Raw genomic sequence first — 19076 nt, forward strand, 5'->3', positions numbered from 1 at the left:
TGGCTTTTTTTGCAGCAAGCAAAATGGAAAGGGGCGATACAAAATGGACTTTTCATTCACACAAGAACAAGAGATGCTGCGCAGCATCACACGGAGCTTTGTTGATAAAGAAATCATGCCGTTTATTGAAGAATGGGACCGTGCTGGCAAAATGGACCCGGCGATCTATGGCAGGCTTGCTGATCTTGGGCTGATGGGCGTTTGCATTCCGGAAAAATACGGCGGCAGCGGTATGGATTACAATTCTTTGGCGATTGTTTGTGAAGAGTTGGAGCGGGGAGATACAGCTTTCCGGACGGCTGTTTCTGTTCATACTGGTTTAAACAGTTTGACCATTCTCCAATGGGGAACAGAAGAGCAAAAGAAACGCTACCTCGTTCCTCAGGCGAAAGGTGAGAGGATCGGCGCTTTCGGATTAACAGAGCCAGGTGCAGGATCAGATGTAGCGGCGATGAAGACGACAGCTGTAAACAAAGGCGACCATTATGTGCTGAACGGCCAGAAAACGTGGATTTCCTTGAGTGACGTAGCAGATCATTTTCTGGTCTTTGCCTATACGGGCGAGCAGTCGCAAAAGCACGGGGCAATTTCTGCTTTTATTGTCGAGCGTACATGGCCTGGTTTTTCTTCTAAGGCGATCAAAGGCAAACACGGCATTCGAGCAGGCAATACCGGCGAACTGTTTTTTGAAGACCTCAAAGTTCCGGCGGAGAATTTGTTGGGACAAGAAGGCGAAGGATTCAAAATCGCAATGTCGGCGCTCGATAACGGCCGATTCACGGTTGCTGCCGGAGCGGTTGGACAGATTATGGCGTGCCTGGAGGCGAGTGTCAACTATTGCCGTGAACGCCAGACATTCGGCAAGGAAATCGGCCGGCACCAGCTGGTCCAGCAAATGATTGCCAACATGGAAGCGGGTTTTCAGATGAGCCGTTTGCTCGTTTACCGCGCAGGCGAACTGAAAAACCAAGGCAAACGCAACACGCGTGAAACGTCATTAGCAAAATGGCAGGCGTGTGATTTTGCTAATCAGGCAGCAGACGACGCCTTCCAAATCCATGGTGCCTACGGCTATTCGGATGAATACCCGGTCAGCCGTTACTTGCGCAATTCCAAAGCGCCGGTCATTTACGAAGGAACGCGTGAAATCCATACTATCATGCAAGCGGAATATGTTCTCGGTTACAAGGAAGACAAAGCCTTGTCGAAAACATTGCCAGCATGGGAGCAGCAAACCGAATAGTTTTACGAAATATTACTTGAAGCGTGCAATAAGATATACTGAAGTAGAGAATTTTTTTCATCTCCTGTTCGCAGCAGCTGGTATTTTGGTTGGTTTGTATGCTTAATCTCTACAGGTAAAGGGTAATTCTTTCATTAAGAAAGAGTGGCTGCTCGCAGTCCCAAAAAACCACACAAAAGAGGAGAATGATGATGGAAATTTTAAAACGATTTAAAGACATCATGACAAGCAATATTAACGCGCTTTTAGACAAAGCAGAAGATCCAAAAAAAATGATTGATCAGTACTTGCGCGATTTAAACAGTGATTTGGGGAAAGTAAAAGCAGAAACAGCTGCCATTATGGCTGCTGAAAAGCGGGAGCGCCGGGAACTTGCAGAGTTTGAAAGCGAGATTGGCGATATGCAGCGCTATGCTGTTAAAGCATTGGAAGCCGGCAACGAAGAAGATGCACGGAAATTTCTGCAGCGTAAAGCAGAGCTTTCCGAAAAACTGACGGATAAACAAACGGCAGTAGAACTCGCTGCTGCCAATACACAGCAAATGCGCCAAATGCATGACAAGCTGGAATCGGATATTGGCGAACTGGAATCCCGCCGGTCTGAGCTAAAAGGTAAAGCATCCGTAGCAAAGACTCAAAAACGCATGAACGATTTTGCTTCTTCTGTGGACGGAGCCGGCGAGCGGATTTCCGCTTTCGACAAAATGGAGCAAAAAATCAACCAGGAGCTGGATGAAGCGATTGCCATGTCGGAACTGAAAAAAAGTTCGGGAACAGATATTAAAGATCTTGCTTCAAAATACGACAGCGACTCTTCTGTAGAGGACGAGTTGGAATCGCTGAAAGCAGGCATTAATGTGGATGATGAACTAGAAGCGTTAAAAAGCCAGTTGGGCAAAAATGAATGATAGCTCTGGTACGGACAGTTTCCTTTAAGCTGAAAGGGGGCAGATGGAATGGTCATTCAGTATAAATGTCCAAACTGCGGTGCGGATATGTCGTTCGACAGCGAATCGGGCCACCTGTCCTGTCCGAGCTGCGGCAGGCAGGATGACATCGAGACATTCCCGGAAAACAACATCCTGCGGAAGTTTGATCTAGATGAAGCAAAGGAATACCATTGCGAAAATTGCGGAGCGATCATTTTAACAGAAGCGGAAACCACTGCGACCCATTGCAGTTTTTGCGGGGCAGCAGTGCTGTTGGCAGACCGGCTGAGCGGGGACTTGGCTCCCGCCAAAGTAATTCCTTTCACCATCAGTAAAGAAGAAGCAGTCGCTGCTTTCCGGAAATGGACGAAAAACGGACGGCTGACGCCAAGAGGCTTTGCGAGCGGCGACCGGATCAAGAAAATGACGGGCATGTATGTGCCATTTTGGCTGTACGATATTGATGGAACAGCGGATGTGGCGGCACTTGCGACGAGGGTGCGCAGCTATACGAGAGGCGATACCATCTATACGGAGACCGATTTTTATGATGTGCGCCGGCAAATGGATCTGAGCTACTTGAAAGTGCCTGCAGATGCCTCTGAAAAAATGGACGACGAACTGATGGATAAGCTCGAGCCTTATAATTATGCGGAACTGAAAGATTTCAGAATGCCTTACTTGGCAGGCTATTTGGCTGAAAAATACGATTACGATGACGAGGCGCTGTTTTCACGGATCGAATCCAAGATTGTGCCATACATTGATTCGTACATAAGCAGCACCGTTTCCGGCTACTCGACTGTCAGCTACACAAACAAACAAATCCAAACGAATAAAAAAAATGTCTATTACACCTTATTTCCGGTATGGATGGTTTATTACGATTTTGAAAACAAGGAACACACTTTTGCCATGAACGGGCAGACAGGGAAAGTGGTTGGCAAACCGCCGATCAGCCCTTTTAAAGTGGCTGCCTGGTTTACCGGCATTGCCGCTTCAGCTTTTGCGGTCATGAAAGCAATAGCGTTTGCTGTAGGAGGTGTTCTTTGGTGAGAACATTCCAGGTGAAATGGCTGCTGGCTTTTTGTTTTCTGCTGGTTTTTATTGGCATCGGTGGGACAGCGGCGACTGCTGCTGTGGATCAGCACATTTACGACAATGCCAATTTGCTGAGCGAATCAGAAATAGTGGAATTGGAGGCTGTCGCAGCAAATTACAGCGAGGAGCAGGAAACGGAATTTCTTTTTTTAACGATTTCGGATGAAGAAGTATTTTACATCCAGGATTACATGGGTGATTTTTATGATGAATGGGCAGAAGCGAACAATCAGGAAAACGCCGTTCTGCTGTCGATGAACATCGCAACGCGTGACGTATATTTGGCGGGTTTTGGAACGGCGGAAACAACGCTGGATAATCAGCGTGTGAATCTGGTGTTGGACCGAATTGTTCCCGATCTGCAGGACGGTGACTATGCGGGCGCTTTCGATGAAACGGTGACTACTTCGAGCCGCTATATGGACTATCGCCCTGGCGTTAACCCGGAAAGTATTTTCCTGAAAACCTGGTTTCAGCTGGCAATTGCATTGCTGCTGGGAGGAGGCATTGTCGGTTTTATGCTTTATAACTCGGGTGGCCGTGTAACAACAAACTCCACCACTTATTTTGACGACAATGAGACAAAAGTGACCAGCAAGCTCGATCAGTTCCGCAACAAAACCATCTCACGCCGCAAAGTTCCGAAGAAAAGCAGCGGGGGCGGCGGTTTCGGAGGCGGTGGAAGTACTGGAGGCGGACGTTCATTTAGTGGCGGTGGGCGCAAGTTCTAAAATGGATTGAACCGAAAGAGGGGATGAACAGGATGGGCTTTTTCAGCAATCAATTTGCAGATGTAGTGGAATGGGAAGAATTCAGGGAAGATATGATTTTTTGGAAATGGACCAATAAGGAAGTGAAAAAAGGCAGCCGGCTTATTATTCGTCCCGGACAGGATGCTATTTTTATCAACAATGGCAAAGTCGAAGGGATCTTTGAAGACGAAGGCGAATACGACATCGAATCGGAAATTGTACCGTTCTTGTCAACACTGAAAGGCTTCCGATTCGGTTTCAACAGCGGCATGCGCGTGGAAGTGCTGTTTGTGAACACCAAAGAATTCACGGTTAAATGGGGTACACAAAATCCGATTAACATTCCGGCGCCCCAGCTGCCGGGTGGCATGCCAATCCGTGCAAACGGCACCTTCCAGTTTAAAGTAAGCGACTATGTAGGATTGATTGATAAGATTGCGGGTGTTCGGAACAGCTATGTTGTAGATGATGTGAAGATACGTATCACAGCAATACTAGATCAACTCTTGATGAGATGGATCACCAAAGAAGGAAAAGACATGTTCAATCTGCAGGCCAATGCGCACGAAATCGGCCAAGGCATCCAGGACGACTTGAACATGCAGCTGATGGACGACGGCATGAAAGTTACTGGCTTCCAGGTCATGAGCTTTAATTATCCAAAAGAAATCCAGGATATGATTAATAAAAGCGCATCGCACGGCATGGTTGGCGATGTGGCGAAGTACCAGCAAATGTCAGTGGCCGATGCCATGGGCAAATCATCTGGATCCAACACGGCTTCCGACATGGCGGGCATGATGATGGGGATGAACATTGCCAAAGAAATGATGGATGGCCAGAAAGAATCAAATGCAGGCAATCAGCAAAATACAGCCGGCTCAGGTTCGAACGATTCAGCCGGACAATCTGATGGCGGCGAAAAGACTGTACCGAAGTTTTGTCCAAACTGCGGCCAGAAAAATGAAGGTGCCAAATTTTGCCCGAATTGTGGGCAGAAGCTTGGTTGAACAGATATAAAAAGCCGCTGTCGGGATTTTGTCCCGGCAGCGGTTTTGAGCGATAAAGTAAAGTGTAGGAGGCTGCCGAAAAGCTTCAGCAGTTTTAAGAAAAGGAATGAGCTAGCCATCTCGGGTTCTGTTCAAATCATGGTGCTCATTAATAAGTTAGTGCCACGTGACCACTTCCTTAGGATAGTGGGTGCTATCTATTCCATGATGGGTTTTCAGCAAATGCTGTGAATGGGTCTTTATTTTTCTTAAAAAAGTGCCTCCGGATAAGACGTGATGAAAATAGCATCTTATTCAACTGTCGCCTGTTTTTTCAACCGCATATAATACGTCCATAATTTGACCATGAAGGATCCGTAAATGCCGATGCATAGTATAAATACAAGCGTTCCCCATGAAGGCTTTAAGAATAACTCAGTTTGTTGGTTAAAGCTGTTAATTAGGAAGTAAATATACAACAGTGTAAAGGGCAAAAAGAGAGCCGTGTAAGTAATAATCATCTTTTTAGCCTGTTTGATCCGAGTTGGGTAATCACTATACAGCAGTGGCCGTTCTTGGTCTTCTCTATATTCCTGGCTCCAAATGGTCCAGTTTTCCAAATTGGATGAAGAAACAAAGCGGTTATGCCATCCAGCTTCTTTATGAATAAAAAAATAACTCTCAGGTGGTTGGCGTTGGTAATCAATTCGATACGCAATGTGGCGTGGCTCGCCTTTTGTAAAGTGAAAAATAGTGCCGAGCGGATTGACGCGGTACAAATTGAATCCACGCTGCTCCATTGACTCAAGCCAGTGTTCCAGCTTGTCAGGGGAGTACATCCAAGCTAATCGGATTTTTGTCACCCAACGTCCCGAGTGCTTCAGCTCTTGTTCTTTTTGCTTATTGATTTTATTGCTTCTTTGAGAGGATTCGATGGCTAGTGGATCTCGAAGACTTTTATTCGTATTTGTTATTGCAATGATTGAATAAATACCCAGCACAATCAGCGAAATAACCAGTGTGAAGAACAAATACGTAACAACCCAATAAGGGCTGTCTTCTAAAAAAATAGATTCATCTGTGAAAAGATAAGCGTAAGCTAAAGAAATGGGTGCAATTAGCACGCTTGCTAAATAAAATAAGAGTCCGAAAAACAAATATGTAATCGTTTGGTTATGTTTAATAATCCCATCTCTAATTGGCGAGTTTTTAATCGTCTGTTCAGGCTGGCTATTTGTTGTGACGTGCCATTTGCCAGTAGTAAAAGCAGTTTCCCATCCTTCGTTTTGCAGCGTTTTGGGAATAGTGGATGATTTCAATTTATCGTAAGCAATTCGGTAAGTTCGAACATTTACCTTTTCTTCATTAAAATAAAAACAGCGTGTCCATCGATTTAGTTTTTTTACGAGAAAACCATTTCGAGCCATTTGTGAAAGCCATATCTCTGTTTTAGCAACATCGTAACTCCAAAATGGCCGGTATATTTTCTTCATTGAAAGTCCTCCTCAAAAGTTGATGCATTTTGATGTAATTCTCTCAGTCTTTTTATTTCTTCCGTTAATAACTTTTTTCCAGTATCAGTAATTTCGTAAACAGTCTTTCGTTGTTCATCTGCGAAAACTACAATGACACCGTCTTTTTGCATTTTTGTCAAAGTGCCATAAACAGTTCCTGATCCTAGACTGAGCCGGCCCGCTGTGATTTCCTCAACATGTTTGATAATGCCGTAACCGTGGCGTGGGATTTTTAAAGACAATAAGATATAAAAAGCAGTTTCCGTCATAGGTACATACTTTTTTAACATTTTTTGAATATCCATAAGAGTCCTCTTTTCTTTATGTCACAACATGACTATATCACAACGTGACATATTTTTATACATTTTTTGTAGTGCTAAGATGAAATAGATTTTATCATGTTCAAGACTGGGTATGGCTAATAACGGTACCAACGAATCCTGCATCCGAGATAAACAGGGTTAGCAAAACCGAAGACAAAAGACCTTGCAGCTAACCATTAAGGTTAGTCTGCAAGGCCTTTTGTTTTCCGTTATAAAGATCCTGAAAGCGGCTTTTATGTTTTAAAGTTTTAAATGATCATTTCATTTTCTGCTTTGAGCTGAGTTGCTTGGGCTGTCAGCTTTTCCAGCACTCCTGCAAAAGAGCCGACAGCTGCTGACGCAATAATGCAGATCAGGCTCATCATGAATATGCCTGCGATGTCTCCACCGATGACAAAAATCAGGACTATCAATCCTGCTGTGAAGAAGGCGGTAAGCGTGAGTGCGCAGTATTTGATTTTCTTCAAAGCTTGGAGTGCCTCTGTTGAAAATGCCAGGCTTTTGCTAATGTAGCCCAGCAGTTTAAAGGTTTGGTAAAGGACGGTAAAAAATAAGCTAAACAATAAGTAGGCAGACAGCACGAAAGGATATTGCAGATAGGCTGTCTCCGGATGGGCGGCTGCATCTCTTGTGGCCATGCCAGGTATGGCAAAAATACAGAAGGCAAGTGCTAGAAGGGCCAGTAGAACAAGAACAGATTTCAGAAAAAACAGTGGACCTTTTGCTAGTTTCATTAAGAACACCTCACTAATGATTTATTGATGGAAATAGTGAAAAGTGCTTGCTAAGAGGACGGCTCCTCTTCTTCAGGGCGATATTCCAAAACATCTCCAGGCTGGCAATCCAACGCCTTGCAGATTGCTTCCAAAGTGGATAGTCGAACCGCTTTTGCTTTGCCATTTTTCAAAATGGATAGGTTGGCCATTGTGATGCCGACCCTCTCTGAAAGTTCGGTCACACTCATCTTTCGTTTGGCCAGCATCACGTCGATATTGATTATAATTGGCATCTCATTCACCTCAGACCGTTAGATCATTTTCTGATTTTATTTCAATTGCATTTTCCAATAGTTTTTGAAGAACTGCCGCAAAGACTGCGATTACGATAGCGCCGAATGTAATAACCATTCCAAGCCCACCAAGGCCAGGCGCGTCATCAACTTGTGCCGTATACAGAATAATTGGCAAGCATAGCATGTACAGGACGGTAATAATAAGGGCGCAATATTTGATATTCTTTAATGCTTTCACAGATTTCTCCGAGAACGCGATGTTCTGGTCAATATAACTTAACAACTTCATCGCTTGATACAGTGCCGCAAAATAGGCAATCGCTGTACCGTATAGGGCAACTAAAAAGACGTATTGCAAGAAAGACCATTGCGGTATGATTTCCCCGACAAACCGCGACATGGGAGGGACGACAAAAATACACACAGCGACTACTGGCAGAGCCATCAGGAAAAGAACAATTTTTAAAAATAAAGTTTCTCGTTTCATGCTTATACACCTCGTTTGAGTAAGATTAATTTTAGTATAAACGATTATTTATCGTTTTACAATAAATAATTGTTGTTATAAATATATAAAATGTCGCTATAAATAAACCGAATTAACAGTTTATTTTAATTTATTTTTAAAAAAAGATGGAGTATGATAAGGGTAAAAGGAGGGGGAGTTTAAATGGAAGCTACCTTTGGCTTTGTGCCTATGCTCGTCCTTTCTATCATTGTCATTGTGCTCATTGTGTCCTATTTCTTCTTCCACAACTGGGCAAAGTGAGTAGCCAACACAAAAGCCGCATGGCAGCATGCGGCTTTTGTGTTGGACTTGGAAATTTTCGCTTCCACAAAGAAAGCAGCAGGTTTATGCAAAAAAAAATCCTAAATGGCAGCACTTTTCAGTGTTGTCCATTTAGGGAGGAGTTAGATAGCGATGAGTATTGGTTTACTGTCAAAAGCCATAAAATTAAGGAAGGCTCTCGCAGGCAAGACCATCTTTGTCATTTCCGTCTAATTCATGTGGGTCACCAGGTCCGGATGCTTCCATAAATGCTTGGGCAGCAGCCTGTGTCGAGAAATCTGGACAGTTTTTATCGGGACCGGCTGGATCGTGCTCCAGTGAACTAGAGGAGGTGGCTTGTGTTGCTTCCGCTGCAGCAGTTTCTTCCGCAATGCGTGCTTGTTCGGCTGCCGCTGCTTCCGCCTTGGCAACTTCAGCCGCTTCCGCCTCTGCAGTTTCTTGTGCAATCCTTGCTTCTTCTGCTTCGGCAAGCTCTGCAGCCTCGGCTTCAGCGGCTTCTTGAGCAATGCGTGCTTCTTCGGCTTCAGCAGCTTTTGCTTCTTCCTCAGCTTTCGCCTGTGCTAAAGCCGCTTGTTCTTCCTCTGCTTGAGATTTCTCTTTAGCAATACGTACTTGTTCGGCTGTTTCCGCCTCAGCCGCTTTTTCTGCTTCATCAGCTTCTTGTGCTTTTAATCGCTCTTCTTCAGCAGCGGCAGTATCCGTCTCTGTTGCTTCAACTTCGACTGCCGGATCCGCAGCACGATCTGGACTTGGCCAGAAGAAGCTTACCGCAAGAGCAGCGACAAGAAGGAGAACAGCCACTTTCCGGTTTGGAATTTTAAAGCGAGGCAAACTTCCTTTAAATAATGCAACGACAGCAATAATAACGGCAATGAACACGACTAAATTGACGATGCTGCTGATGCCGCCACCCAAAAGTCCTGTGAGTAAAATCAGCGCAATGAGCAAGTAAACTGGAATAACCAGAACTTTCTTCCATAACGTATTGGATCGAAATCCTGGAAGGTTGCGAATGAAACTTCTAAAGGTAAATCTCTGTCTTCCAAAACGGTTGCGGCTGTTCATTCGGCTTCCTCCTTATTTTTAAAATCTGCAAACTTATAAAACTGGAAATGTATGTTTTTTACTTAAATTTATATATTCTACCATTATGACAGAATTCGAATAATTTTGGTATATTTTTTTGAGGATAAGAACTGTCTTCACTAAGTAGCAGGTATAAATACAGGCAAAAACTATAGTATTGCTTACTCTCTAAATCGATCCTGAAATTTTAAAGCATACTTTGCAGTTCCCTCTTCACAATACAGGCTTTCAAATGAAACAAACTTGGCTTCCAGATTTGGGATTCTGGAAGTGATTGAGCCGTTCAGATTAACCGGCATTTCTGTTTTGCCTGCTGCGATATGTTATGCTGTGCACAGAGTTAATGAAGTATTCAGAAATATTATGTTGGGTGAGAGGAGGAAATGCCTTGTTATGGATAGCCTTAGGGATTGCGGTTGCAGGATATTTTATAGGAGAGGGACTGAAAAACTTCAAAAATCCAAATGCAGACAGCTTTTTGGATTCTTTTGATGAGGAGGATGAGCACGAGCTAATTAAAGAAAATGAAGTTCATTACTTTATTGGAATCTCGAAAGAAGATGCACAATCTTTAATTAAAGAGTATCCCGGTGTTCCACATATTATGATCAATAACAAAGTGTACTACCCGAAGAAAAAATTGCGTGATTGGCTATTGAAAATTGGAGAATGATCAGCTCTTGACTAAAAGATTAGCAAGATCTTTAAATCATATTTGGAACAACAAAGTTTTTCAAGTGAGGCTGACAATATGTCATAACCAAGCAAAAAGAAAATCCACTTCCAAGAACGTAAAGTTCATAGAAGTGGATTTTTAATTTTCTTATACGAATAAATGGCCGAACAACACAAGAATCGGCAGCGTGATGATGGTACGCAAAATGAAGATTACAGCCAATTCCCAGAATTTCACTGGGATGTTCGAACGCAGAATCAAAATACCGATTTCAGACATGTAGATGATTTGCGTCAGCGATACACCAGCCAAAACAAAGCGGGTCAATTCGCTTTCGATTCCGCTTCCGAGAACAGCTGGCAGGAACATATCCGCGAATCCGACAAGGAAAGTAGGTGCAGCAGCAGATGCTTCGGGCAACCCCATAAGGGTCAGTACCGGAATCAGCGGATAAGAAATGATTTGGAAAAGCGGCGTGTATTCTGCGACGATCAAAGCGATCGTACCAAGAGCCATGACCAGCGGAATCAATGCCAGCCAAATATCTAGTACGGTTTCAATGCCAATCAACGCAAGTTTTTTCGGGCTTGCGGCACGATTGGCTTTGCGGCGGGCTTCGTCAAATCCCCATTTAAAAAGGGAAGCACCTTCTGGAATGGTATCGTCAATTTGTTTGCCAACCGGTGCGTAATATGTATCTTTTTTGCGGGACAGCGGTGGAATGCGCGGCATGATAACGGCGGCGACCAAACAGGCAACCGAGACAGCCAAGTAAAATGGCAAAAACAGATGCCCAATGCCAACAACGTTTGCGACAATCAAGCTGAAGGCAACAGAAGCAATTGAGAAAGTTGTCGCAATGACAGAAGCTTCACGCTCTGTATAATTGCCTTCGTCGTACTGTTTCATGGTTACCAGAACACCAACCGGGGCAGCACCCATCCATGATGCCATGGCGTCGATTGAAGACCGGCCCGGCAAAGTGAAGACCGGGCGCATAAATTTATTGAGCAAAGTGCCGACAAATTCCATCAATCCGAATTCCACCAACAAGGGCAGCAAGATTCCGGCGAACAGGAACCAAGTCAGCAGCACAGGCGCCAAATCATAAAGAACCACGCCCCCTGTATTGCGTGAAGCGATGGCTTCTGGCCCGATTTCATAATAGGCCATGATGCCAAATGCGAAAGCAAGGACACGAACAATCAATCCGAACGGCCCGTTAATAAACGTGGTGCGCATAAAAGGTGAATTCTGCACAAAAGCAGGTTTTAAGGTTGTCGCTGCTAAGCTGGCGATTGCAGAAAAACCAAGCAGGATCACGATAAATGGCGGAATGACGTCACCGAACGTTGTCAGAAGAAACGAGGCGAGAATGCCGACGCCAATAGTGACTTCGCCGTTGTAAGAGATTGGGCATAGAAATAGCAGTGCGCCAATAATGGAAGGAATCAAAAACTTCCAAGTATCCGCTGGCCGAATGTTCTTTTTTTCATTTTGAAGCATCGTCATGTCATTTTCCTCCAGATGATGTAGTCGTATATTTTTTCAGTTTGCGGACGACGGATGGTTGGCTGATGCCGAGGTTGTTTGCCATCTCAGTGGTGGTCCGGTAACGCTTTTGTGCGTTCAGCAACACATTCTTTTCGACAGATTCCAAAATATCCGGAAGCGTTTGGCCATCAAGTTCCATCCCGATGCGTTCATCTGAATCCGGCCGATAGGCAATCGGAAGATCGTCGAAAGTAATCCGTGCCGACTCGCTTTGGATAAAACTGCGCTCCAGCACATTGTGCAGTTCCCGGAAATTTCCTTTCCAGGGCAGCTGCAGCAAATGAAAATACACGCTATCTGACAAAGTTTTTTGCTGGTTGTAGTTGTTGTTGAGCTCTTCCAGAATCCGGCTTGTGGCATGTTCCAGGTCTTCCGGCCGCTCTCTTAAAGGCTTTAGTTCGATGGGTGCTACATGCAGCAAATAAAACAGATCCTCCCGAAAATGGCCATCCAGTACTGCCTTTTCTATGGAAGATGTGGCGGTGGCAATGATGCGCGCAGTGTGCGGCAGCTGTAGAATATTGAACAGCGCTGCCTGTGATGCAGGAGACAAACGGTCAATTTCATTTAGTACCAGAGTTCCTCCTGATGCCAGGCTCATATAGCCTTTTTCATCTAGTCCTGTAAAACTGATGCTGAACACGGATTCCGGAATGGCGCTGCAATTGACTTCAATAAAACCGCCGTCCCGCTGTTCACTTTGCCCGTGTATAAATTTAGCGAGAGATGTTTTGCCGGTCCCGGGTTCTCCCTCAATGACCACTGGTACTTCCAACTGCGCCATTTTCGTAGCTATTTGAAGTGCCCGTCTGGAAGAAGGGCTTTCCATGATGCAGCCTTCAATGCGGAGCTGCTGATTGCGCAAGTGAGCTAGCTCGCCTTTGACTTTGGACATTTCCAGCTCCAGATTTTCTAAGTATTCTTTCATTACCATCAGCTGAGAGGTGTCATAAGAGTAGCTCACCACAAACTCCACATCACCTTTTTCATTAAACAATGGAATTCCAGTAATCAAGACTTTTCTTCCTGAAGGTGTATCCTGACGCAGAACCACCTTTTTTTTCTGTTTCAGCACGAGCGGCGTAATCGCAGGCGAAAAAATTCCTGCAGCTTCCAAATCGTATACAGACTTTCCGAGTAAATCTTCAGGAGCCACTCCATACGGTTCACCACTGTGGGGAGAGACTTTGATGATTCGTCCATCCCGCGTAGTCACAATAATATCCTCGTCATAAGTATCGATGATTTCTTCATCGGTATTAGGAAGCAGAAATAAAGTATTCATCATTGGCCTCCGTTATTCATTCTTGTATAGACTATACATGATTGAATAATTACTTTACAAGGGGATAGTTACTTTTTCTTTATTTTTTCTTTTGTTATTAGGGGTCTGGAGTGTCCATCTGTAAATATGCGTGTCGCTATAACAAAGTATTGGTGTAATTCTTATAAGTTATAAAGTATTTTTATAAATACGTGAGATGCCAGTTGCAAACGTGAAATAGCCTGGTATCGGCAATATAACGTTTAAAGAAACAGGAAAAGGGAATTCTAGTTACTGTAGACAACTTACTTAATCGAACATATATAGGAGGAAAAAATAATTATGGTAAACAATACAACAAATAATCTAGAGTCAATGCAAAAAGTGAATGAACTAATTAAAGACATCAAAGTGGCCATGTTCACAACCATCTCAACCGACAATAAAATCTTGTCACGCCCGATGCAAACGCAGGAAGTGGAATTTAATGGAGAGCTCTGGTTTATAACAATGAAAGACACGGAAAAGTACGAGGAAATCATCAGTAACCCAAATATTAACTTGGCATATGCCGGCAGCTCGTATGTATCGATCAGCGGAACAGCTGAATTTATTGAAGATGCAGCGAAGAAAAAACAATACTGGAATCCGGTTTTTGATAAAATGCTGGACACCTCATACGACGACCCAAATGTTGTATTAATCAAAGTGGATGCAGATTCCGCTGAATATTGGGATTCGGGCAACACCTTGAAATCAGTCAAAACTTTCGTTAAAAAGCTGACCAACAAGGATACGGAGCAAGACCGTAAAGAAATGAACGATACAGTAGATTTTAAATAAGAATTTGTGAAAAGCTCGCAGACATACTGATGTCTGCGAGCTTATTTGAATTTCTGGAAAGTGCTTTAAAAGAAATTTTCACTAAAAAGACATGATAGCTTGTTGGCACAAATAAACAGTTTCTTAATAAAGGAAATTCGCTTACAGTTAATAGAGAAGAATGCGCAAAGGATGAGATATGTGAAAGAGTTTGCCACTCACGATGAACAGTTGGAAATACTCGAAGGGCGCGGTTTAAAAATTCCAGATAAATCGGCTGCGAAACGAGTTTTGTCGCGCGAGAATTATTATGCGCTGATCGATGGCTATAAGGAACCGTTTCTGGAAAATGATATTGCCCTCAATCCCTACGGCCTTGAACAGTACCAAGCCGGTACCGAGTTTGGCCACCTGTATGCACTGCACCAGTTTGACCGAAAGCTGCGCCTGCTTTTGCTGAGTGAATTGCTGAAGTTCGAGAAAAACATCAAGTCGAAGGTAGCTTATCGTTTCTCTGAAAAGTTTAGGGAAGTGGGAAGTTTTCTGGAACCTGACAACTACAGCTCAGACAGCCGTCACCATCACGAGCGCGACCGCATCATTTCGACGCTCGCGAATTTGATCAAAAGCCACAAAAAGCGGGACAAAGTGAGATATCCCGCTATCCGGGAATTTTATGATAAGCACAAAGATGTTCCGCTTTGGGTGCTGGTCAATTTTTTGTCGCTTGGACAGATTACGCATTTTTATGCTGTTATCGGGGAAGACCTGCGAGACCGTATTGCCAAGGATTTTGCAGAAGAATACAGTGAAGAACATCCGTCTATTGGTTTAAAGGCAAGCGATTTGGATGCTATCCTGCACATCGTGTTTCCATACCGCAACAAGTCCGCGCACGAGGAAGTGCTATACCGTTTTCATCTTTCACACCCAGTGGAACTAAGTGCTGTTGAATCCATGCTGAATATGAATAAAGGGAGCCTCAGCGGAGCGACCGTATTTTCTGTGCTGCGACTGCTGAAACTGGTGCTGGCAAAAAAAGAGTATGACAGCTTCTTTAACAACGTTGAGCTGTTGATTCACGAGCTGGAAGCGTCCGTTCTGAAAACTGCCTTTGTAAAAATCATGAGAGATGCCGGTTTTGATAGCAGCAGAAATAAGTTTAGTTAGCGGAGGAGGGGATTCTGATGAAATATGTGGCGCTGCTGCGCGGAATCAATGTTGGCGGCAAAAACAAAGTGGACATGAAGGAGCTCAAAAAAGTGTTTGAAAGTACCGGGATGACTCTAGTCGTCACGTATATAAATTCAGGAAATCTTATTTTTGCTCATGACAGCCATTCGAAAGAACAACTGGCGTTGATGTTGGAAAGAGCCATTTACAGCTATTTTGGACTTCAGATTAATGTATTGATTTACAACTCAGCGGAGTTTCAAAAAATCGTCGAAGCCATTCCGGACAACTGGTCAAACGATGCGCAAATGAAAAGCGATGTCTTGTTTTTGTGGCAGGATGTAGACGAGGCAACCGTGTTGGAAAGACTGGTGATCAAACCGGAACTAGACCGCGTCAGCTATGTTCCTGGAGCTATACTTTGGTCTGTTGATAAAGAGCATGTCACACGGAGCGGCATGATGAAAGTTGCCGGCACGGCTTTTTACCAACGCATCACGGTCCGAAATGTCAATACGGTACGGAAAATTGCGGCGCTGCTGCAGAGCATGTAAATCCAAAAATGCCGCTCTCTTATCGAAGAGGACGGCATTTTTATTTGTAGCTGTTTAAGCCGCTGTATATCTCAACAATATCAGCCATCTTTATGCGGACCAAACCGCTTGAGGACGGAACAACATACTCGACGACTCCAGGAATGACAGGCTCTTGCTGAAGGCCCCAGGAAACTGTCTTTTTTTTGCTGAACTGCTGGTAAACGCCTTTTCCAACAAAACAGACAGCTTTCGGCCGAAACTTCCTGATTTTCTGCTCCAGCAGTTTGGCGCCTTCAGTGTACTCCGCTTTGGAAATCTCCGCAGCTTCTTTAGTTGGCCGGGCGACGATATTGGTCAAACCATACCCAAGGCCCAGCAGTTCCTCATTTTCATTTGGTCGATATTTCCGCGGTGTCAAACCCGCTTCATAAAGAATTTTCCAAAACCGGTTTGTCGGATTGGCATAATGAAAACCCGTTTCTGAAGAGCGGATGCTCGGATTAAAGCCAACAAATAAAATAGTTAAGTCTTCCTTCAGGTGATCACGAATCGGCTCAAGATGAAACATAGATTCTCTCCTCTACCCTGTAGAAGCAAAACGCTATTTTAGCGTCTGCCGTGTTTTTCCTGAAACGTTTCTTCAGATTGAAGCAAGTACATAATTCCTTCGATAATCCCGATGACTGCGGGTATCCCTGTCCAAAAGAACAATAAATAAAGAATTCCCATACCAGGACGTCCCAGGTAAAATTTGTGTGCGCCAAAGTCGCCTAAAAAAATCGCGAGCAAAGCAGATGCTAATTTACTTTTTCTTTTCATGTTCCATCATCCTTTCCAGATATAGTACTATTCCCGATTTACGGAAAGTTAACGGATGAGAAAGAAAAAAATTTGGTTTTGTGAAAACGAGTAAAAATATTATCCAAATATCATAGAAAAGAAATAATTTCATTAATAACTGAATAGAAATAAACGAAAATTGAAAATATATTGCGATGAAAACGGTACCATCAAAATAAAGTTAGAAAATTTTGAAAATATGCGTTTTTTTATTGTCATAGCGGTTATATTAGATAGATAATAATTAGAAAGAGGGTGGCCGCACCAGCTAAAATCCACTACTGAATTCAGTCTGATGCCTTGGTAATTTTTTGCGAACTCTGCTACACTATCAACTTGAAATTAATTTTCTAAGAAAATGTTGCTGGACGATGGAATAGATAGAGAAGAAATAGACGCTCGGACATCTTCAGGCTAAATCAGAGGTTAAAGCCAATGGATGGATGCGGAGAATGGCCAAGGTCTTTGTGAGGGATCAGTTATGAATAAAAAATGGTGGAAAGAAGCAGTTGCATATCAAGTGTATCCGAGGAGTTTTATGGATTCGAATGGTGACGGCGTCGGCGATATTAACGGTGTGACCAGCAAGCTGGATTATTTGAAAGATCTGGGCATTGATGTGATTTGGATTTGTCCCATGTACAAATCCCCAAACGATGACAACGGCTATGACATTAGCGACTATCAGGCAATTATGGAAGAGTTCGGCACAATGGCAGATTTTGATCGCTTGCTTGCGGAAGTGCATGCGCGGGATATGAAGCTGATCATCGATTTGGTGATCAACCATACGAGCGACGAGCATCCATGGTTTATGGAATCCCGTGCGTCGCGGGATAATGACAAGCGCGATTGGTATATTTGGAGCGATGAGCCGACCAACTGGGAAAGCATTTTTGGCGGCACTGCCTGGGAATACGATCAGCAAACGAAACAATATTATTTGCACTTGTTCTCCAAAAAACAGCCGGATTTAAATTGGGAAAACCCGGAAGTGCGGCAGGCGCTGTATGACATGGTCAACTGGTGGCTGGACAAAGGAATCGACGGCTTCCGTGTGGATGCTATCAGCCATATCAAAAAAGATTTGAGTGATATCAAAGATCCAGAACAAAATCTGCATGTGCCGGCCTGGGAAAAAATGATGAATGTCAAAGGCATTCAGCCGATGCTTGCAGAACTGCGTGATGAGACGTTTGCAAAACACGACATCATGACAGTCGGCGAAGCAAACGGTGTGCAGGCAGACAATATCGATGAATGGATTTCCGAAGATGACGGGAAATTCAATATGGTGTTTCAGTTTGAAAGCATGGGCTTGTGGGATACCGATGCGGCAACCGGGATCGATGTGCCGAAGCTGAAACAAGTGCTGACCAAATGGCAAAAAGCTGTGGAAGGTCATGGCTGGAACGCGCTGTTTGTCGAAAATCATGACAAGCCCCGCATCGTATCCTCTTGGGGAAATGATGAGGAGTACTGGCGTGAAAGTGCAACGGCCATCGCGACAATGTATTTCTTTATGCAGGGTACGCCGTTCATTTACCAGGGGCAGGAAATCGGCATGACCAATGCACCGTTTGAAGAGCTTGATCATTACAATGATATCCAAACGCATAGCCTTTACCATCACAACCGTTCGGCCGGTATGGAACATGATGACGTAATGACAATCATCAAAGCGCAGAGCCGGGACCATTCGCGTACGCCGATGCAATGGGATGCCAGTCCAAACGCTGGATTTTCACACGGTGAGCCGTGGCTTCGCGTCAATCCGAACTATGAAAAAATTAATGTAGCGGAACAGCTGCGCGATCCGAATTCAGTTCTTTGGTTTTACCGGAAAATGATTTGGCTACGCAAGCAGCAGGAAGTCCTTATCTACGGAACCTACGAACTGCAGGACGTCGGCCACGAATCGATCTATGCCTATACACGCACAGATGAGAAAAAAACGGTATTGGTCATCACCAATTTGACCGAGCATTCCTGCTACTGGGACGAACCTGAAGGCGCGCGTTGCCTGCTCAACAACTACGGACAACAGGATCCAAAGCAATTGCTTCCGTTTGAAGCACGCATTTACGAATTGTAAAATAGAAGCCTCTGTCCCCGAGCAATATGCTTGAGGACAGAGGCTTTTTTTATATGGAGCTAGGTTGTTTTGCAAACAAACTTTAAGATAGCGCAAATAAACCACGGATAGCGCAAACAAAGTCGAGAATGGCGCAAACAACTCCCAGTATTCCGCAAACAAACGCAAAGATCGCGCAAACAAACTTTCTTCACGATGCCTTGCATACAAAATAAGCCGATTTTATTCAAGTTAATCTGAATAAAATCGGCAGAAGCCTACACATTAATTATTTTTACCAAGTGGTCTCAACTTTTTTTAACAGAAACAGAAAAAAACCACCTTGCCCGAGGGCAAGATGGTTTCGATAGTTTGCGGCGTTCCAAGCCACGCTC

The 19076-nt window shown here is 44.0% G+C and carries 20 protein-coding genes; 10 read left to right on the forward strand and 10 right to left on the reverse strand.

Going from position 1 to position 19076, the window contains the following annotated elements:
* Nucleotides 1-43: 43 nt before the first annotated feature.
* The 5 genes from AC4EG4_RS11960 (at nt 44) to AC4EG4_RS11980 (ending at nt 5035) form a co-directional block, all read left to right on the forward strand.
* Nucleotides 44-1243 carry an acyl-CoA dehydrogenase family protein gene (locus AC4EG4_RS11960; RefSeq protein ID WP_490987961.1) on the forward strand — a complete coding sequence of 400 codons (1200 nt, stop codon included), beginning with the start codon at nt 44-46 and terminating at the stop codon, nt 1241-1243.
* Nucleotides 1244-1434: 191 nt separating this feature from the next.
* Complete coding sequence (locus tag AC4EG4_RS11965; RefSeq protein ID WP_490987962.1) at nt 1435-2151, forward strand: PspA/IM30 family protein; 717 nt, start codon at nt 1435-1437, stop codon at nt 2149-2151.
* 48 nt (nt 2152-2199) lie between these two features.
* Nucleotides 2200-3228, forward strand: a complete 1029-nt coding sequence (locus tag AC4EG4_RS11970) for a TFIIB-type zinc ribbon-containing protein (protein WP_490979085.1) — start codon at nt 2200-2202, stop codon at nt 3226-3228.
* Nucleotides 3225-4004 (forward strand): TPM domain-containing protein, encoded by a 780-nt coding sequence (locus tag AC4EG4_RS11975; protein ID WP_490987963.1) that lies wholly within the window; start codon nt 3225-3227, stop codon nt 4002-4004. The genes AC4EG4_RS11970 and AC4EG4_RS11975 overlap by 4 nt, the downstream gene beginning before the upstream one ends.
* 32 nt (nt 4005-4036) lie before the next feature.
* Complete coding sequence (locus AC4EG4_RS11980) at nt 4037-5035, forward strand: SPFH domain-containing protein (protein WP_490979083.1); 999 nt, start codon at nt 4037-4039, stop codon at nt 5033-5035.
* 290 nt (nt 5036-5325) lie between these two features.
* On the opposite strand, the gene AC4EG4_RS11985 is transcribed toward AC4EG4_RS11980, so the two are convergent.
* The 6 genes from AC4EG4_RS11985 to AC4EG4_RS12010 form a co-directional block, all read right to left on the reverse strand.
* Nucleotides 5326-6507, reverse strand: a complete 1182-nt coding sequence (locus AC4EG4_RS11985; protein WP_490987964.1) for a DUF2812 domain-containing protein — start codon at nt 6505-6507, stop codon at nt 5326-5328.
* Nucleotides 6504-6833 carry a PadR family transcriptional regulator gene (locus tag AC4EG4_RS11990; protein ID WP_490979081.1) on the reverse strand — a complete coding sequence of 110 codons (330 nt, stop codon included), beginning with the start codon at nt 6831-6833 and terminating at the stop codon, nt 6504-6506. Before AC4EG4_RS11990 ends, AC4EG4_RS11985 begins: the two co-directional genes overlap by 4 nt.
* Nucleotides 6834-7102: 269 nt before the next feature.
* Nucleotides 7103-7588 carry a DUF2975 domain-containing protein gene (locus AC4EG4_RS11995; protein ID WP_490987965.1) on the reverse strand — a complete coding sequence of 162 codons (486 nt, stop codon included), beginning with the start codon at nt 7586-7588 and terminating at the stop codon, nt 7103-7105.
* Between the two features lie 50 nt (nt 7589-7638).
* Nucleotides 7639-7863, reverse strand: coding sequence for a helix-turn-helix domain-containing protein (locus AC4EG4_RS12000; RefSeq protein ID WP_490979079.1), 225 nt, complete (start codon nt 7861-7863; stop codon nt 7639-7641).
* Between the two features lie 10 nt (nt 7864-7873).
* Nucleotides 7874-8353, reverse strand: a complete 480-nt coding sequence (locus AC4EG4_RS12005) for a DUF2975 domain-containing protein (protein ID WP_490979078.1) — start codon at nt 8351-8353, stop codon at nt 7874-7876.
* A 468-nt stretch (nt 8354-8821) separates the two neighbouring features.
* A complete protein-coding gene (locus AC4EG4_RS12010) occupies nt 8822-9721 on the reverse strand; it encodes an excalibur calcium-binding domain-containing protein (RefSeq protein WP_490987966.1) in 900 nt (299 codons plus the stop codon).
* A 364-nt stretch (nt 9722-10085) separates the two neighbouring features.
* Here AC4EG4_RS12010 and AC4EG4_RS12015 point away from each other — a divergent pair, with 364 nt between their 5' ends.
* Nucleotides 10086-10415, forward strand: coding sequence for a DNA-binding protein (locus tag AC4EG4_RS12015; protein WP_490979076.1), 330 nt, complete (start codon nt 10086-10088; stop codon nt 10413-10415).
* A gap of 150 nt (nt 10416-10565) precedes the next feature.
* On the opposite strand, the gene AC4EG4_RS12020 is transcribed toward AC4EG4_RS12015, so the two are convergent.
* Both AC4EG4_RS12020 and AC4EG4_RS12025 read right to left on the reverse strand, forming a co-directional pair.
* Nucleotides 10566-11930, reverse strand: coding sequence for a YjiH family protein (locus AC4EG4_RS12020; RefSeq protein ID WP_490987967.1), 1365 nt, complete (start codon nt 11928-11930; stop codon nt 10566-10568).
* Nucleotide 11931: 1 nt separating this feature from the next.
* Nucleotides 11932-13257 (reverse strand): sigma 54-interacting transcriptional regulator, encoded by a 1326-nt coding sequence (locus AC4EG4_RS12025; RefSeq protein ID WP_490987968.1) that lies wholly within the window; start codon nt 13255-13257, stop codon nt 11932-11934.
* Nucleotides 13258-13578: 321 nt separating this feature from the next.
* Between AC4EG4_RS12025 and AC4EG4_RS12030 the strand changes: the two genes are divergently transcribed.
* The 3 genes from AC4EG4_RS12030 to AC4EG4_RS12040 all read left to right on the forward strand — a co-directional run bounded on the left by AC4EG4_RS12030 (nt 13579) and on the right by AC4EG4_RS12040 (nt 15785).
* Nucleotides 13579-14079 (forward strand): pyridoxamine 5'-phosphate oxidase family protein, encoded by a 501-nt coding sequence (locus AC4EG4_RS12030; protein WP_490979073.1) that lies wholly within the window; start codon nt 13579-13581, stop codon nt 14077-14079.
* Between the two features lie 171 nt (nt 14080-14250).
* Nucleotides 14251-15228 carry an Abi family protein gene (locus tag AC4EG4_RS12035; RefSeq protein ID WP_490987969.1) on the forward strand — a complete coding sequence of 326 codons (978 nt, stop codon included), beginning with the start codon at nt 14251-14253 and terminating at the stop codon, nt 15226-15228.
* Between the two features lie 17 nt (nt 15229-15245).
* Nucleotides 15246-15785: a DUF1697 domain-containing protein gene (locus AC4EG4_RS12040; RefSeq protein WP_490987970.1), complete on the forward strand. Its 540-nt coding sequence runs from the start codon at nt 15246-15248 to the stop codon at nt 15783-15785.
* A 40-nt stretch (nt 15786-15825) separates the two neighbouring features.
* Here the strand turns inward: AC4EG4_RS12040 and mug are convergent, their stop codons facing one another.
* Both mug and AC4EG4_RS12050 read right to left on the reverse strand, forming a co-directional pair.
* Nucleotides 15826-16335: a G/U mismatch-specific DNA glycosylase gene (mug, locus tag AC4EG4_RS12045; protein WP_490987971.1), complete on the reverse strand. Its 510-nt coding sequence runs from the start codon at nt 16333-16335 to the stop codon at nt 15826-15828.
* A 38-nt stretch (nt 16336-16373) separates the two neighbouring features.
* Nucleotides 16374-16586: a TM2 domain-containing protein gene (locus tag AC4EG4_RS12050; protein WP_490979069.1), complete on the reverse strand. Its 213-nt coding sequence runs from the start codon at nt 16584-16586 to the stop codon at nt 16374-16376.
* Between the two features lie 502 nt (nt 16587-17088).
* On the opposite strand from AC4EG4_RS12050, the gene AC4EG4_RS12055 reads away from it, so the two are divergent.
* Entirely contained in the window at nt 17089-18702 is a 1614-nt protein-coding gene (locus AC4EG4_RS12055; protein WP_490979068.1) for a glycoside hydrolase family 13 protein, read from the forward strand.
* The last annotated feature ends 374 nt before the right edge of the window (nt 18703-19076 follow it).

This window comes from Planococcus sp. TJ-201 (assembly GCF_058268495.1).